At 65.4% G+C, this 15949-nt stretch carries 11 protein-coding genes; 6 read left to right on the top strand and 5 right to left on the bottom strand.

What is annotated here, in order from left to right; translation table 11 throughout:
- Positions 1–454 precede the first annotated feature (454 nt).
- Entirely contained in the window at positions 455–1267 is an 813-nt protein-coding gene (locus ACW9KT_RS20330; protein WP_457083835.1) for a universal stress protein, read from the top strand.
- 32 nt (positions 1268–1299) lie between these two features.
- Positions 1300–2214 carry a bestrophin family protein gene (locus ACW9KT_RS20325; RefSeq protein WP_457083833.1) on the top strand — a complete coding sequence of 305 codons (915 nt, stop codon included), beginning with the start codon at positions 1300–1302 and terminating at the stop codon, positions 2212–2214.
- Here ACW9KT_RS20325 and ACW9KT_RS20320 read toward each other — a convergent pair.
- From ACW9KT_RS20320 to ACW9KT_RS20300, 5 genes are all read right to left on the bottom strand, one after another.
- On the bottom strand, positions 2202–5339 hold the full coding sequence (locus ACW9KT_RS20320; RefSeq protein ID WP_457083831.1) for an efflux RND transporter permease subunit: 3138 nt from the start codon (positions 5337–5339) through the stop codon (positions 2202–2204). The genes ACW9KT_RS20325 and ACW9KT_RS20320 overlap by 13 nt on opposite strands.
- Before the next feature lie 237 nt (positions 5340–5576).
- On the bottom strand, positions 5577–6737 hold the full coding sequence (locus ACW9KT_RS20315) for an efflux RND transporter periplasmic adaptor subunit (RefSeq protein WP_457083829.1): 1161 nt from the start codon (positions 6735–6737) through the stop codon (positions 5577–5579).
- Between the two features lie 56 nt (positions 6738–6793).
- The gene (locus tag ACW9KT_RS20310) at positions 6794–8110 is read right to left on the bottom strand and encodes a TolC family protein (protein WP_457083827.1); all 1317 of its coding nucleotides are present in this window, start codon (positions 8108–8110) and stop codon (positions 6794–6796) included.
- Positions 8111–8221: 111 nt separating this feature from the next.
- Entirely contained in the window at positions 8222–9595 is a 1374-nt protein-coding gene (locus ACW9KT_RS20305; RefSeq protein ID WP_457083825.1) for a sensor histidine kinase, read from the bottom strand.
- Complete coding sequence (locus ACW9KT_RS20300) at positions 9592–10272, bottom strand: response regulator transcription factor (protein WP_457083823.1); 681 nt, start codon at positions 10270–10272, stop codon at positions 9592–9594. Before ACW9KT_RS20300 ends, ACW9KT_RS20305 begins: the two co-directional genes overlap by 4 nt.
- A 270-nt stretch (positions 10273–10542) precedes the next feature.
- On the opposite strand from ACW9KT_RS20300, the gene ACW9KT_RS20295 reads away from it, so the two are divergent.
- From ACW9KT_RS20295 to ACW9KT_RS20280, 4 genes are all read left to right on the top strand, one after another.
- Positions 10543–11211, top strand: a complete 669-nt coding sequence (locus ACW9KT_RS20295) for a response regulator transcription factor (protein ID WP_457083821.1) — start codon at positions 10543–10545, stop codon at positions 11209–11211.
- A gap of 143 nt (positions 11212–11354) precedes the next feature.
- Positions 11355–12689 carry a hypothetical protein gene (locus tag ACW9KT_RS20290; protein WP_457083819.1) on the top strand — a complete coding sequence of 445 codons (1335 nt, stop codon included), beginning with the start codon at positions 11355–11357 and terminating at the stop codon, positions 12687–12689.
- Between the two features lie 169 nt (positions 12690–12858).
- Complete coding sequence (locus tag ACW9KT_RS20285; protein ID WP_457083817.1) at positions 12859–14802, top strand: ATP-binding protein; 1944 nt, start codon at positions 12859–12861, stop codon at positions 14800–14802.
- A gap of 666 nt (positions 14803–15468) precedes the next feature.
- Positions 15469–15882 carry a response regulator transcription factor gene (locus ACW9KT_RS20280; protein WP_457083815.1) on the top strand — a complete coding sequence of 138 codons (414 nt, stop codon included), beginning with the start codon at positions 15469–15471 and terminating at the stop codon, positions 15880–15882.
- Positions 15883–15949 lie beyond the last annotated feature (67 nt).

Raw genomic sequence — 15949 nt, 5'->3', positions numbered from 1 at the left:
CCCGCCGGCAGCTAACGGGGGTGGCGCGCCGTGGCCTCGGGGCGGGGCGGTTAAGGTTGCGACCTTCTCGCTGGCCGGGCATTACTCGGGCGCTTGTCCCCCGCTTGCTCTGTATGGCCTGCTTCCTGGGTACGGGCCCTGGCCGTTGTTCTTTGTCCCTAGCCGCTCCCCTCAGTTCAGTCCCGCCGGTTACCCTTTTCCGGTCGGGGGGCATTTTGTACCTATCGGGGGGAAAGGCAACCCTTACCCCGCCGCGACAAGCCGGCTGCAACCCCGTGCTTCTGGCGCTTAGGGCTCCTAGGGAATAAAAATTCCCATTCCGTGTAGGTACATTATTTTGGCAATTACCCTTTTTAACTGAACTATAATTTGGGGTTAATATGACTTTAATAAGGCCGGGCTTGCTTTGTACCGGGACGGCGACGTCCCGTTGCCGCCAGTCCTGACCTTAGCCATGAAAAAGATAGTCATCCCCACGGAGCTCACCCTCCACTCCCTGCACCTGGTACGGCACGCCCTGACCCTGCTCAAGGGGGAAACCTGCGAGATTACCCTGCTGCACGTGACGCCCGTGCCCACCTCCATCACCGAACTGCTGCTGCTGCCCCGGGAAACGGAAAAAGCCGGGGAGCCCTCGGCCGACTTCACCCAGGCCCTGGAGCGCCTGCGCAAGTCCTACGCCCTGGAGATCAGCCGCCTCCGCGTGGCCCACCTGTGCTGCGACTCGGCCCTGACGCTCAAAAACTTTCTGCGCAAGCACCAGATTGACCTGGTGATCAGCCCCGTGGCGCTCACCCCCCCCTCGGAGGCCATGCAGCACTTCAACCAGCTGGCGGCGGACCTGCCCTTCCCCGTCCTCTACATCCCCGAGTTTTTCGAGCCCACCCGCTTTCGCAAGATTGCCTTCGTGCTGGACGCCCAGGCCCGCCGCACCACCCTGCCCGACCAGGCCCTGGTCGATCTGCTCTGCCGCCAGGATTACTACGTGACTTTCCTGCTGGTTTTTGCCCCCGGCACCAGCACGGCCACCCTCAAGCAGGCCCTGGATGAGCTCTACGCCGCCCCCGTGCTGCAGGGCGTGGAGTTCGCCGTGCACCTGCAGCAGCGGCGCGACCTGACCAGCGGGGTGGTCGCCTTTATTGAGGAGTTTGCCATGGACCTGGTCGTGACCTGCCAGCGGCGCAGCCTGCTCGACTACCTGCGCGTCGGCCGCCGCGTGCGCGCCAAAGCCCTTCACACCAAAGTGCCCTGCCTTTCGGTCGCCTAAGGCGCCGGCCCACGCCCAGATCCAACCCGGTTATGCTACTGAAAACGAAAATTCCGCTCTCCTACGTCTTTGGCAAAATAAGGCAGGAGCTCCTCTTTGTCTTTATCTATGCCTCCTTGATTGCCATCGAGGACCGCTTTTTCCACGTCATCAATATCTCCCTGCCCCTGAGCGTGCCCATGGTGCTGGGCACGGTGCTGTCCCTGCTCTTGGCCTTCAAGTCCAACCAGGCCTACGACCGCTGGTGGGAGGCGCGCATCGTCTGGGGGGCCATTGTGAACGACTCCCGCTCCCTGATCCGCCAGCTGCTCTGCTTCACCGAGGCGCCCTACGCCTCCGGGGAGGCCCGCGCCTGGGTCGAGCGCTTCACCAACCGGCAGATTGCCTGGTGCTACTGCCTGGGCATGTCCCTGCGGGGAGAGCTGGACGTGGAGAAGATCCGCCGCTACCTCGACCCCGACGAAGTGACCTTCCTCTCCCGCCACGACAACTGGCCCAACGCCCTGCTCGAGCTCCACGCCCGCGACCTGCGCTACGCCCTGCAGGAGGGCTGGGTGAACAGCTACCAGCAGGTGGAGCTCGACGCCACCCTCACCCGCCTCACCGACTCCATGGGCAAGTGCGAGCGCATCAAAAACACGGTGTTTCCCGTCACCTACACCCTGTACACCCACTTCTCGTTGTTCTTCTTTGTGCTCCTGCTGCCCTTCGCCTTGCTGGAAATCTTCGGGGTGCTGGAAGTGCTCATGGTCGTGGCCATCTCCTCCTCCTTCTTCTTAATTGAGAAAATGGCCATTCACCTGCAGGACCCCTTCGAGAGCAAGCCCACGGACACGCCCATGACGGCCATTGCCCGCACCATTGAAGTCAACCTCCAGCAGATGCTGGGCGCCGTGCCCGCCCCCAAGCAGCCCGCCGCCCACCCCAGCACCTACTACGTGCTGTAAACCAGGGCTTCTTCCTCGGGCTGGACCGGTGCGGGGGTGGCCCCCCCGCGGTGGGTGCGCTCAAAAATCAGGGGGAAGATAAACAGGGTGAGCACGGTGGAGGTGATCAGCCCCCCAATGACGACGATGGCCAGGGGCTTCTGGGTCTGGGAGCCGATGCCCGTGCTCAGGGCCGCCGGCAGCAAGCCAATGGCCGCCATCATGGCCGTCATCAGCACGGGACGGATGCGGCTGGTAACCCCGTCGTAGATGGCCTGGTCCAGGGGCATCTTCCGGCGCAGGTTCTGCTTGAAGACGGTAATCAGAATCACCCCGTCCTGAATGCAGATACCAAACAAGGCAATGAAGCCAATGCCGGCCGAGATGCTGAAGTTGGTGCCCGTGAGCAGCAGGGCCGCGATGCCGCCGGTGATGGCGAAGGGCACGTTCAGCAGCACCAGGCCCGCGTCCTTCATGGTGCCGAAGAGCACAAACAAAATAAAGAAGATCAGCAGCAAAGAGATGGGCACCACCTGGGCCAGGCGGTCCGTGGCCCGCTGCTGGTTCTCGAAGTCGCCGGCCCAGGCCAGGGAGTAGCCCCGGGGCAGGGGTACGGCCTCGTTTACCTTGCGCTGGGCCTCCTCGATGGTGGAGCCCATGTCGCGGCCCCGGACGGAAAACTTGATGGCAATAAAGCGCTCGGTGTTGTCGCGGAAGATCAGGGAGGGGCCGGTCAGGGTGCTGATGGTGGCAATCTCGCGCAGGGGAATCTTGGCCCCATTCAGGGTGGGCACCATGAGGCGGGCAATCTCCTCCTCGCCCTGGCGGAACTCGGGCAGGTAGCGCACCCGGATGCTGAAGCGCCGCTCCCCGTCGTAGAACTGGCTGGCTTCCTTGCCGCCGATGGCCATCTCCACCACGGCGTTGGCGTCGGCGGGGCTCACCCCGTAGCGGGCCATGCGCCGCTCGCTCAGGTCGATGCGCAGCTCGGGCTGGCCCATGGCGTGCACGATGCCCAGGTCGGCAATGCCCGCCACGGAGCTCAGCTGCTGGTAGACGGCCTCGGCTTTCTGCTCCAGAAAGGCTAGGTCTTCGCCGTACACTTTCACCGCGATGGAGCCCTTCACGCCCGACACGGCCTCCTCCACGTTGTCCTGAATGGGCTGGGAGAAGTTAAACACCACGCTGGGAAACACGCTTAGCTTGCGCTGCATGCTGTCGATCAGGGCCTGGCGGTAGACTGGGTCTTTCATCTCGGGCGTGTGCTTGGTGTCTACGTGAAACTCCACGTTGTAGAAGCCCGTGGGGTCGGTGCCGTCGTTGGGGCGGCCCGTCTGGCTCATCACCTGCTTTACTTGCTTGAAGGAGAGCAAGGACGCGCGCATCTGGTTGCTCATGGCCACCGACTTATCCAGGGAAATGCTCATGGGCAGGGAGGCCCGCACGTAGAGGGAGCCCTCGTCAAGCTGGGGCAGAAACTCGGAGCCCAGCAGCTTGAAGGCCCCGATGCCTACCACCAACCACACGGCCGCTACCACCAAACTCAGGGCCTTGCGGCGGTACACGCCCCGGAAGATAAATAAAGCCCCCCGGGTGACGTAGTCCACGAAGTAGTTGTGCTTTTCGCGCACGTTCTTTTTGAGCATCATGCTGGCCAGCACCGGCACGAGGGTGAGGGTGAAGATCAGGGCGCCTAGCAGGGCGAAGCCCAGGGTCCAGGCCAGGGGCGAGAACATCTTGCCCTCCACCTTCTCGAAGGAGAAGATGGGCAGCAGAGCCGTGATGATGATAAGCTTGGCCGTGAAGATGGTCTTGCCCATCTCCGTGCCCGTCTTGCGGATGAGACCCAGCTTGGCCAGGCCGTTGAACTTCTTCATGCCCACCTTGTGGGCCTTGTGGTCCAGGGTCACGAAGAGGCCCTCGACCATGACCACGGCCCCGTCCACGATGATGCCGAAGTCGATGGCCCCCATGCTGAGCAGGTTGGCCGTCATGCCCTTCAGGCGCAGGCAGATAAAGGCAAACAGCAAGGCGAGGGGAATCACCACCGACACGATGAGGGTGGTGCGCCAGTCGGCCATGAACAGAAACACGACCACGGTCACCAGCAAGATGCCTTCGAGCAGATTATGCAGCACGGTGGTGGTGGCGAAGTTGATGAGCACCTCGCGGTCGTAGAAAAGCTTGATCTTGACGTCGCCGGGCAGGATCTTCTCGTTCAGGTCCTTGATTTTCTCTTTGAGGCGGGCAATGACTTCGGCGGGGTTCTCGCCCTTGCGCATGACCACGATGCCCTCCACCACGTCGTCGGCGCGGTCCAGGCCCACCTGACCCAGGCGGGGCAGGGCCGACTCGTGCACCTCGGCCACGTTGCGCACCAGCAGGGGCGTGCCGTTCACGTTCTTGATGATGATGTCGTTGATGTCGTCGAGCTTGGTGAGCAAACTGATGCCGCGCACCACGTAGGCAGCCCCGTTTTTCTCAATCACGTCCCCGCCCACGTTGATGTTGGAGCGCGACACGGCCTCGTACACGTCCAGGGGCGTGATGTCGTAGGCCTGGAGGCGGCGCGGGTTGATGCTCAGCTCGAAGCTCTTGACTTCGCCCCCGAAGCTGTTCACGTCGGCCACCCCGGGCACGGCCTTGAGGCGGCGCTCAATCACCCAGTCCTGCAGGGTTTTGAGCTCCCGCACGTCGCGGGTCTGGCTTTCCAGAGTGTAGCGGAAAATCTCGCCCGTGGGGCCGTAGGGGGGCTGCACCTCGGGCTCCACGCCCTCGGGCAGGGCCGCGCCCGGCAGCAGGTTGTTGACCTGCACCCGGGCGTAGGCGTCGTCCACGTCGTCGTCGAAAATCACCTTGACTACTGACAACCCGAACAGGGTGGTGGAGCGGATGTTGTTCTTTTTCTGGGCCGGGTTCAAAGCCACCTCCAGGGGCAGGGTGATAAACTTCTCAATCTCCTCGGCCGAGCGGCCCGGCCACTGGGTGATGATGGTGACCTGGGTGTTGGTCACGTCCGGAAACGCGTCAATGGCCGTGTGCTTGTAGCTGTAGAGGCCGGCAATGATCACCAGCCCCGTGCAGAAAAACACGAAGTAGCGGTTGCTGAGCGAAAAGCTCAGGATAGCTTGAATGAACTTGTGCATAAACGGGTAGTAACGAGCCGCGGGCGCGAGCCGGCCCGGGCCTGGCCCGGGCCGCCGGCCGGCAGAAAGCGGGGGATAGAATAAAGGGCTTCCGCGGGGCAGAAGTAAGTAGTGCCAGGAACCAGAAGCTGATCAACAACGCCGGGCTGCTTTGACCCCCTCAAGAAAAAGCAGCTCCGCTAGCTTCTGGTCCTGGACTTTAGGGTGGGCCGCCCCCTGGGGGCGGCTGATTTCAGATTACTGGTTCAGGGCGTGATACAGCAGGAGCGGATCCTGGCTGACCACCCGCTCGCCGGGCTTGAGGCCCGCGCGCAGGTAGGTCAGGCCCCCCGCGCTGGGGCCCGGGGTTACGGGGCGGGTTTCGATGCGGTCGCGGCCGTGGTAGACCAGCACGAAGTGGCGGCTGCGCTCAAACACCAGGGCCGAGGAGGGCACGCTCAGCATGACCGAGTCGGTGAGCGCAGTCAGGGTCACGTTGGCGAACATCTCGGGCTTGAGGCGCTGGCCGGGGTTGGGCAGGCGAATGCGAATCTTCATTACCTTGCTTTCCGGGTCGAGGGCGCTGTAGGCTCCGTCCACGGTGCCGCGGTGCTCCTGGCCGGGAAAGGCTAGGGTGGTGATCGTGGCCGCCTGGCCGGGCTGCACGCGGGCAATGTCGTCCTCAAACACGCTGGCCGTGATCCACACCGACTGCAAATCGGAGATGGTGAACAGGGTCTGGTCGTTGTCGGGGCGGATAAGGGTGCGCGGGTTCACGGCCTTCTCCACCACGAAGCCCGCCTGGGGGGCTTTTATCTGGTAGCGGGCCGGGCCGCTGGTGCTTTTCGTGCCGTAGATGTGGCCCACGGCCTGGTTGCGCTGCACCTCGGCACGGGCCTTGAGCACCTCCTGGCGGGCTTCCTCGTACTCGCGCTCCGAGGCCAGGCCGCCCTCGTATAGTTCCCGGGTGCTGGTCAGGGCCCGCTGGGCCGTGGCCAGGGTGGCCTGGGCCGCGGTGGCCTCGTTACGAAAGCCGGCGATGTCAGCGCTTTCCAGCTCGGCCAGCACCTGGCCGGCTTGCACGTACTCGCCCAGGCCGGCGTTGACCTTGGTCACGATGCCGCTCACCAGGGGAAACACCTTGGTCACGTGCTCCTCGTCGTAGGCTACCTTGCCCGTGAGCTTGAGCTCGGCGCGCATGGGTCCCTGGCGCACGGTATCGAGCTGGAGGCGGCTGAGCAGGGAGTCGGTCAGCACGAAGGAGGGCTCCGGGGCAGCCGCCGGCTGGGGGCTATGCTCGGCGCAGCCGGCCAGCCCGGCGCTGACCACTAAGCCGGCCAGCAGGCGCCGGCTGAGCCAGGGCCGGGCGGGGCTGCCGGGGGAGGAAACTATAAGACGACTAAAAGCAAAGCACCGCATAAGAAGGGATCGTTGGGAGGAAAAGCAGAGAGGGAGGCAAGCCGCGGGGGCATTTTTTACCAGGTGAACACCCGCTGGCCGAGCTGCTGGTTGAGGTTTTCGAAGGCCGTGAGCTGGTCGGCGCGGGCGTCGTTGAGCTGGCGCCGGTTGTCTTTGTAGGACTCCAGAAAGTCCAGAAACTCCAGGGTGCCGATGGCCTTGCGCTGGTAGCTGGTCAGCACCCCGGCCAGCAGCTTGTCGAAGTCGGCGAAGTAGTCGGCGGGAAAGCTGGCAGCCAGGCGCTCGGCGGCGGCGGCCTTGGCGTAGGCCTCGGCCACTTCGCTTTCCACCGCCGTGGCCTGCTGATTCAGGGCCTGCTCGCTGGCTTGAATCTGGGCCCGGGCCGACTTGATGTTGCCCTGGTTGCGGTTGAATAAAGGCAGGGGCACGCCCATGGCCAGGCCCGTGTAGTGCTTGCCCACGGCCCCGTTGTAGTCGTAGAGGCCCCCCACGGTCAGGTCGGGCACGGCCAGGGCCTGCTGCAGGCGCAGGTTCTGCTGGTCCTGGCGGTTGGCCGCCTCGGCCGCCCGCAGGTCGGGGCGGCTGGCGCGGGCAATCTCCAGGGCCTGGGCCAGGGGCAGGGAAGTCAGGCGCAGGCCGGTGCCGGGGTCGCCCGGCAGCACCGGCACCACGGTGCGCGGGGGGCGGCAGCCCAGCAGCAAATTCAGGGTGGCCTGGTGCTCGCTGATCTCGTTTTGCAGGGCGGTCTGCTCGCTTTCCAAGGCGAACAGGGCCGCCTTCAGGCGCACGACTTCCTTCAAGGCCACGTTGCCGCGCTCGAGCTGGGCCTGGTAGAGGGTGAGGGTGCGCGCCAGGGCCTGGCGCTGGCCCCGGTATACGCCCAGGGTCTGCTGGTCGTAGTAGAGACGCCCGAAGGTGGTGCGCAGCTCAAACTGCAGGGTGCGCACCAAGTCCTGGAAGGTGTGGCGCTCGATCTCCGTGCCCAGGCGCTGCAGCTCCACGGCCTTGCGCCGCTTGCCGCCCAGCAGCACAAGCTGCTGGTAAGTCACGACCCACTGCTTGCGGTCCTCGTTGGATTCGAACACGCGGCGGTTGCGGGGGTTGTAGGCGTTGCGCTCAAGGGAGATTTCCGGGTTGTCGAACAGGCGCGCCTGCACCTCCAGGGCCTGGGCCGCGCTGATGTTGAACTGCTGGCTGAGCAGGGCGAAGTTGGTGCCCAGAAAGCGCTGCTCGGCCTCGGTTAAAGTCAGGCGCAGGGTGTCGGCGGGGGCGGCCGCGGGCGGGCTCGTGGGCAGCAGCGCCTGGGCCCGGCTAGCCGGGCCCGCGCCCAGGAGCAGGGTTAATAATAAGCTGAAAAACAAATACTTAGGCATGATGCGCGGAGTAGTCCGTAGGTTTCATGCAAAGGTACCGGGCCCCGCCAGGCCCGAAATTACAGGGGCATTAGAAGTAGATTAGAATCTCATTAGAACGGCCCTAGGGCCTTACTCGGCCCGCAGGGGCAGCACCACCCGCATGGTCGTGCCCCGGCCCAGCTGGGAGTCGATTTCCAGCCGGCCCCCGTGCAGCTCGATAATCTTGACGGCCAGGGACAAACCCACCCCGAAGCCGCTAAAGGGGCGGGCATTCTCGGCCCGGAAGAACGCCTGCCGCACGTGGTCCAGGTCGGGGGGGGCGATGCCGATGCCCTGGTCGATGACGCACAGCTCCAGGCGGGACCCTTCGTAGGTGAGGGTGCACTGCACGGGCTGGCGGTCGGAGAACTTGCAGGCGTTGCTGATCAGGTTGGTCAAAGCCAGCCGAAACAGGTTGGGGTCCCCGGGCAGGGTGAGCTGGGCCGCGTCGGCGGGCAGCTCCCCGATTTGAATGGAGACGGGGCAGGCGGGCTCCAGCACCTGGGCTTCTTCGCAGGCGGCGTAAAGCACCTCGTCGAGGCGCAGGGTGCCCCCCGGGGGCAGGGCCGCGTCGGGGCCCTCGAGCTGGGCCAGCTGCAGGAGGCGGTTGACGATGTCCTTGAGCTTCTGGGCCTCGGCCAGGGTGGAGCGCAGCGCCTCCTCGTAGGTTTCCAGGGGGCGGGGGCGGTGCAGGGTGATGTCAAGCTGCCCGATCATGGCCGTCAGGGGGGTGCGCAGCTCGTGGCTGGCGTTGGCGATAAAGCTCTGCTGCTGCTCGAAGGCGGCCCCCAGGCGCTCAATCATAAGGTTGAAGGTCTCGGCCAGCTCCGTCAGCTCATCACGGTTCGCGCCCACGGGCACGCGCAGGTGCAAATCGGAGATGCCAATGCGGTGGGCGTGCTGGGCGATGTGGCGCACGGGCTCCAGGGCGCTGCGGGCAAACAGCCAGCCCAGGCCGAAGCTCAGGACCACGCTCAGGCCCAGCACCCCGGCCATGACCAGGCGCAGGTAAGCCAGGCGCTCCAGGCCCGTCACGTACTCGGCCGACACGAGGATGCGGAAGTCGCCCTGGTTGTCGCGGTAGTAGATGCCCACCGTCTGCTGGTTGCCGACCTTGGTGGCGACCTGGGGCTGGGCTGAACTCAGCTGCTCGAGCAGGCCGGGGGGGAAGCGCTGGGGGGAGGCGGGCAGAAAGCGGGGGCGGCCCTGGGCGTCGAAGATGCCCAGCACCTCGTTGGGCAGCTCCTGCAGAAAGCGCTGGCGCACCTTTTCCGTGGCGCCCCGGCTTTGCTCGTCGGCCTCCAGAAACAGGGCCGCGGCCAGGTGGGCGCGGTCGGTCAGGCGCTGGGCAAACAAGTCGTTGACGCTCTGCTTTTCCAGGTAGTAGATGGTGCCCAGGCCGCCAACCAGCAGCAGGGCGACCAGCAACGTGAACTGCAAAGCCAGGCGGGTGCGGATGTTCATGCTCCGGCCTCGTCGCGCAGCACGTAGCCCATGCCCACCACCGTCTGAATAAGAGGGGTGGGGAAGGGCTTGTCGACTTTGTTGCGCAGGTAGTTGATGTACACGTCCACCACGTTGGTGCCGGTGTCAAAGGTCAGGCTCCACACCTTCTCGGCAATGTAGGGGCGGGCCAGCACTTCGTTTTTGTGCTGGAGCAAGAGCTGCAGGAGGGCGAACTCCCGGGCCGTGAGCGTGAGCGCCTGCCCGGCCCGGCTCACGACCTTGGTGCGGGTGTTCAGGGTCAGGTCCGCCGCGCTCAGCTCCACGGCGCTGCCCGGGGCCGCGCGCCGGGCCAGGGCCTGCACCCGGGCCAGCAGCTCCCGGAAGGCGAAGGGCTTGACCACGTAGTCGTCGGCGCCCAGCTGGAAGGCGTCGACCTTGTTGTCGGTGGTGCCCAGGGCCGTGAGCATGAGGATGGGCACGGTCGCGTCGCGCCGCCGGATCTGCTCGCACAGCTCGTAGCCGTTGAGGTAGGGCAGGCCGATGTCCAGCAGAATCACGTCGTAGCTGTTCTGCAGGGCCAGGTGCTGGCCCACCTTGCCGTCGTAGGCCACCTCCACCTCGTAGCCTTCCTCCTCAAACCCCATTTTCAGGATGGAAATTATATTCAACTCATCTTCCACCAGTAGCAGTTTCATAGGCCGGTCGCGGGTAAACGGGGTTGGCGCCCGGGGCTCCGGGCGCTGCTTCGCCCCGCAAAGGTAGGGCCGGGCGGCGGGGGATCGTATTAGAAGTCAATTAGAAATGACGCCCCCGGCCCCGCGCCCCCAGCCGCCGCGGGCGGGGCCGGCCCGGAAAAAGGCGTACGTAAAAAGGCCCCCCGGTGGGGTTACGCGGCCGCCGTGTATCTTGCCCGCCATCCGGCCCGCCGCGGCGGCCGGGCTAGTTGTCCCCGTTCCCCGTCCGCTATGACCGACGAACACCGCATTCAGCACACCCTGGCGCAGGTGGCCGCCGGGGCCGACGCCCTGCCCGGGGTCGTGATTGTTCTCAACCACGACTGCCGCCAGGTGCTGTACATGTCGGCCCGGGGCTTAACCCAGCTGGGCACCACCCTGCCCGAGGTTACGGCCTTAGGAGAAGAATACTACGCCCGCTACTTCAATCCCGACGAGGCCCACGAGTACGTACCCCAGGTCGTGGAAATGCTCCGGCGCAACGACCCCAGCTACGTGGTAAACCTCTTTCAGCAGGTGCGCACCGGCCCCCAGGGCAGCTTTCAGCTCCACCTGAGCACGGCCCGCATCCTGCTGCAGGGCGCCCAGGGCCAGCCCCTGCTGACCATTTGCTTGTCCTGCCTGATCGACCCCGATAGCCACATCACCACCAAGGTGCAGCGCCTACTCGACGATAACGCCTTTCTGCGCGCCCACGCCGCCCGTTTCGCCCGCCTGACCAAGCGCGAACGCCAGGTGCTGGCCGGCATCAGCCAGGGCCTGAGCTCGGGGGAGCTGGCCCAAACCTTGTTTCTCTCCCCCCACACGGTGGACACGCACCGGCGCAACCTACGCCGGAAGCTGGAAACCAGCTCCACCTTCGAGCTAAGTCAGTACGCCCGGGCCTTCGACCTGCTCTAGCAGCTTGGGGGCTTTTCTGGCCGGGTTAAATGCCAAGTAGGGTAGAGGATAAAATAAAGTAAGGAGGACCTGTAACGCATAGGCCCAAACCGGGTAGTGGGGTCACGCTCCCCCTGCTGTTGCTCCCTAAACCCTTTATGCCCATGCTGTTCGCCTTTCGCTTACTGGTGCTGCTGAGCTTGGCTAGCCTGCTGCCCCGCCCCCTCCGGGCCCAGCCCACCCTGACGCCCGCCCAGTGGCGCGCGGACCTGCAGCTAACCCTGGACTCCCTGCTGCTGAAGGACCGCTCCTTTGGCCCCGCCGCGGCGGCGGCCTTCCGCCGCCGAGTCGCCCAGCTGCGCGACTCGGCGGCGCTCAAAACCACCCCTCAGCTGCTCGTGGGCCTGGCCAAGGCCATGGCCTTGAGCGGCAACGGCCACACCCGCCTCTATATGTTGCGCAACCGCACGGAGGTGCGGCGCTACCCCATTCGGGTGTGGTGGTTTGCCGAGGGGCTCTACGTGGTCAAGACCACGCCGGAGTACGCCGCCCTGCTCGGGGCCCGCGTCGAGCAGCTGGCCGGGCACGCGCCGGAGCGGCTGCACGCCTGGGTGGCGCCCCTGTTCGCCGGCAGCCCCACCTGGGCCCGCTACCTGAGCACCTACTCGCTTACCAGCCCCGAGGTCCTGCAGGGCCTGAACTTGATCGGGGAGGAGGGCCAGCTCGCGGTGCGGGTGCGCGACGCCCGCGGCGCCCGGCGCACCTACCAGCTGGCGCCCCTGCCCCTGCAGCGGACCACCCAGCCCACCGAGGCCTGGTGGGACCTGGCGCCCACCCACCCCGGCCGGGGCGCGACCTGGGTGAGCGCCCTGCCCGCCGACTCGACCCAGCTGCCGCTTTATCTGCGCCGCCCCCAGCAGTTCTTCTGGTTTCAGCACCTGCCTGCCCAGCAAGCCCTCTACGTGCAGTACAACCGGGCCGGCAACCAGCCCGGCCGGCCGCCCATGGATTCCTTGGGCCGGGCCCTGCTCCGCCGCCTGCCCAGCCTGGCCGTCCGCACCGTAGTCGTGGACCTGCGCTTTAATACGGGGGGCAACAACGACGCGGGCCGGGCCTTTTTTGAGGACCTGGGCCGGGCCGTCCAGGAGCGGGGCCTCAAGCTCTACGCCCTAGTGGGGCGGGCCACCTTCTCGGCCGGCCTCTACCACCTGGCCCAGCTTCGCCTGGCCGGGGCCACCTTGGTCGGCGAGCCCGCCGGGGAAGGCCTGGACTACTGGGCCGAGGGCGGCAACTGTATCCTGCCCCACTCGGGCTTGTCCCTGCACTACGCCGACCGGTTTCACAGCTACTCGCCCGCGCCCCACCCCGAGGTTGCGCCCGCCCTGGTGTGGGTGGATCTGGCCGCCCCGGACGTCGCGCCCACCCTAGTGGTGCCCCTGCGGGCCGCGGATTATTTCGCCGGCCGCGACCCCCTGCTCGCGCGGGTGCTGAAGCGCTAGCCCCAAGGACGGGTTCGGGGGCGTGGGCAAAAAGCTGCGGCCAACGGGGCGCGGGCCATGGTTCGCCGGGCGCTATGCTTTATCTTCACTGCGATTAGGTTATTGGCGGGCCTCCTTCCGGCCCGCGCTGTGAAGTGATACCGGCTATCGATTAGCACTATTGCCCCCCATGACTACTTCCGAAGAGATCCGCGCCCTGCGCCGCCGGGTAAGCGAGCTGGAGGCGCGCCTGGGCGCGGCCCGCCCGCCCACTTTGCCCCCCGACCTGGCCCGCCAGGTAATTGACGCCAGCCCCAACCCCATCTACGTACAGGACGAGGCCGGGCGCTTTCTGCTGGTCAACGAGGCTTATGCCCGCCTGCGCCAGGCCCGCCCGGCCGAGCTGCTAAGCCAGGCCCCCCCGGCGCGCGAGGAAGCCGACGCGCAGACTTGGGAGCGCCTGGCGGGCGGGGCCACCCTCAGCCGCGAGGACTGCCACGCCGCCCCGGCCGGCCCCCCCACCTGGTACCACACCATTCAGAAGGCCCTGGTGCAGGCCGACGGCCGCCCCTACCTGCTCAGCATCTCCGCCGACGTGACCGACCTGAAGCGGGCCCGGGAGGCGGCCGAGGAGTCCACCCGGGCCAAGGAGGTGTTTCTGGCCAACATGAGCCACGAGATCCGCACCCCCATGAATGGCATTGTGGGCCTGGCCCGCCTGCTCAAGAAAACGGCCGTCACGGCCGAGCAGGCCGACTACCTCGACTTGATTTTGGCCAACGCCGACAACCTGCTGGTGGTCATCAACGACATCCTCGACTTCGCCAAGATTGAGGCCGGCCGCCTCGATTTGGAAACCATTCCCTTCGACGTGGCCGCCACCGTGCGGGGGGTGACCCGCTCCCTGGCCCTGGTGGCCGAAGCCAAGGGCCTGGAGCTGCGCTCCACCCTGCCCGCGGCGCCCCTGCCCGTGGTAGCCGGCGACCCGGTGCGGCTCAGCCAAATCCTGGTCAACCTGATCAACAACGCCATCAAGTTCACCCACGCGGGCCACGTGGCCGTGGCCGTGGACTGGGCGGCTCCCCCCGCGGCGGGCAGCCCGGTGGCTTTGCGCTTCAGCGTAACCGACACGGGCATAGGTATCGCCCCCGACCAGCTCGAGCAGGTGTTTCAGAGCTTCACCCAGGCCAGCTCCACCACCACCCGCCTCTACGGGGGCACGGGCCTGGGCCTCACCATCAGCAAGCACCTGGTGGAGCTGCAGGGGGGGCAAATCGGGGTGGACAGCGCGCCGGGGCAGGGCAGCTGCTTTCACTTCACCCTGCCCTACGCGCCCAGCAGCCAGGCGCCCGCCCTCGCCGCCGACGCCCCCGGACATTTGCCCCCCGGCCTGCTGCGGGGGCTGCGGGTGCTGCTGGTGGAAGACAACGACGTAAACCTGCTGCTGGCCTGCTCCCTGCTCCAGGAGTGGCAGGTGGAGCTGGCCGTGGCCACCGACGGGGAGCAGGCCCTGCGCCTGGCCCGCGCCGCGCCCTACGACCTGATTCTGATGGACATCCAGATGCCCCACCTCAACGGCCTGGAAGCCACCGCCGCCCTGCGCCGCGCCCCCGGCCCCAACCAGCACACGCCCATCGTGGCGTTGACGGCCAACGCCCTGAAAACGGACGTGGACTCCTACCCCCACGCCGGCTTTACGGACTGGCTGGTCAAGCCCTACCACGAAAATAACCTCTACCTGGTGCTGGTGCGCAATGCGGGCCGGGGCTTCCCCGCCGGGGCCTCGGCGGCCGCCGAGCAGCCCGCCTACAACTTCCAGGGCCTGGGCAAGCTGGCCAACGACCCGGCCTTTATCCGCAAAATGCAGCAGCTCTTCATCGACACCGTGCCTTCCCAGCTCGCGGAGCTGGGCGCCGCCCTCACCCAGCCCGACTGGGCCGCCGCCACCCGCCTGACGCACAACCTCAAGTCCTCCTTCGGCAACCTGCAGGTGGAGGAGGGCCTGCGCCGCCTCAAGCTCATGGAAGAAAACCTGCGGCAGGGCCCGGAGCCGGGCTTGCTGCGCCAGCACCACCGCGCCGTCCAGCAGATCGCCCGCGACCTGGTGGCCGCCTTCGTCGCCCAGCTGCAGTAAGCGGCCCGCCAACTGCCCCGCCGCCGGGCCTCGTTTCGGGCGGCGGGGTGGGGGAGGCGGCCCCGCTACGGTTCAGGTTAAGCGCTTGGCCACGGGGAAAAGCTATTTCTTAATATTGCATTTTTTGGACTTAGGATGAGCGGCCGCAGTCGCGGGGCCCCGAGGCCTAAGCTCAGCCGTTGTGAAACTCTGGGCCACTAGGAGGATCAAGGAAGAAAAGACTTAATCGTTTGCTTCTTTGAAAAGTTACATTAAAATATTTTAATTTGCTTAATTCCATCGCCTAAGGCTTTGCGGGTACCTAGTGGAGGGGCTAAACGAAGCTCCTGAGTTAATATGGCTTAACATATAAATTATTTAACTTAAGTAATCCTGCGTCTTGACATTATAAATTTTAACGGATAGATTTAGATTATTAATTGCCTCACTTGATGCGGGGCCGACTCGTGCTTATTGTTCTACTGGTAATATTTTTCGCTGTGCTACCCTTGTTTATTCTACCCGCTACATTTACCCTGAGCTACCCACCCAGCTCGGCTAACTAGCTCGCTTAGCGCCCCGTCGCGCCGACCTCCCCACCCCACCCAATATTACTTTTTTCACTTCTGCCCAGGCTAAACTGGGTGGACCAGGCTGCCTATGCCCTAACTCTAACCTTGAATTTTTATGCCGCACGCTACCCTTAACTCCTCCTTCGCGCCGGCGAAGTACTTGCTGGTGATTGATGACGAGCCGGCAATCCGGCTGATTCTGGAGCATTATTTTGCCCACGCCTACCGGGTGGTGCTCACCGCCAACGGGCAGGAAGCCCTCGACTGGCTGGAGCGGGGTAACCAGGCCGCCGCCATCGTGCTCGACTACGAGATGCCCCTGATGAACGGCCTGGACTTCATCAAGCGGGTGCGCCTGCACGGGGCCCACGAGAACACGCCCATTCTGGTGCTCTCGGGCACGGACGAGACCAGCACCAAGATTCTGTGCCTGCGCCAGGGCGCGGACGACTACCTGGTCAAGCCCTTCAACCCCGAAGAGCTCGAGATCCGCATTCAGAAGATTCTCTACCGGGTCAGTGCTGCCTAAAGCCCCGGCTTAATGTATTCCGCTCCACCCACCTGGGTGCAACGGTAAATCATCTATGAACACCCCG

It is taken from the genome of Hymenobacter sp. HD11105, from assembly GCF_054051685.1.
This window is presented reverse-complemented; position numbering and strand designations above follow the sequence as displayed.

Bases quoted from the DNA above. Each gene is read 5' to 3' on its own strand.
- ACW9KT_RS20330 (WP_457083835.1), top strand. From the start codon at position 455: ATGAAAAAGATAGTCATCCCCACGGAGCTCACCCTCCACTCCCTGCAC.
- ACW9KT_RS20325 (WP_457083833.1), top strand. From the start codon at position 1,300: ATGCTACTGAAAACGAAAATTCCGCTCTCCTACGTCTTTGGCAAAATA.
- ACW9KT_RS20320 (WP_457083831.1), bottom strand. From the start codon at position 5,339: ATGCACAAGTTCATTCAAGCTATCCTGAGCTTTTCGCTCAGCAACCGC.
- ACW9KT_RS20315 (WP_457083829.1), bottom strand. From the start codon at position 6,737: ATGCGGTGCTTTGCTTTTAGTCGTCTTATAGTTTCCTCCCCCGGCAGC.
- ACW9KT_RS20310 (WP_457083827.1), bottom strand. From the start codon at position 8,110: ATGCCTAAGTATTTGTTTTTCAGCTTATTATTAACCCTGCTCCTGGGC.
- ACW9KT_RS20305 (WP_457083825.1), bottom strand. From the start codon at position 9,595: ATGAACATCCGCACCCGCCTGGCTTTGCAGTTCACGTTGCTGGTCGCC.
- ACW9KT_RS20300 (WP_457083823.1), bottom strand. From the start codon at position 10,272: ATGAAACTGCTACTGGTGGAAGATGAGTTGAATATAATTTCCATCCTG.
- ACW9KT_RS20295 (WP_457083821.1), top strand. From the start codon at position 10,543: ATGACCGACGAACACCGCATTCAGCACACCCTGGCGCAGGTGGCCGCC.
- ACW9KT_RS20290 (WP_457083819.1), top strand. From the start codon at position 11,355: ATGCTGTTCGCCTTTCGCTTACTGGTGCTGCTGAGCTTGGCTAGCCTG.
- ACW9KT_RS20285 (WP_457083817.1), top strand. From the start codon at position 12,859: ATGACTACTTCCGAAGAGATCCGCGCCCTGCGCCGCCGGGTAAGCGAG.
- ACW9KT_RS20280 (WP_457083815.1), top strand. From the start codon at position 15,469: ATGCCGCACGCTACCCTTAACTCCTCCTTCGCGCCGGCGAAGTACTTG.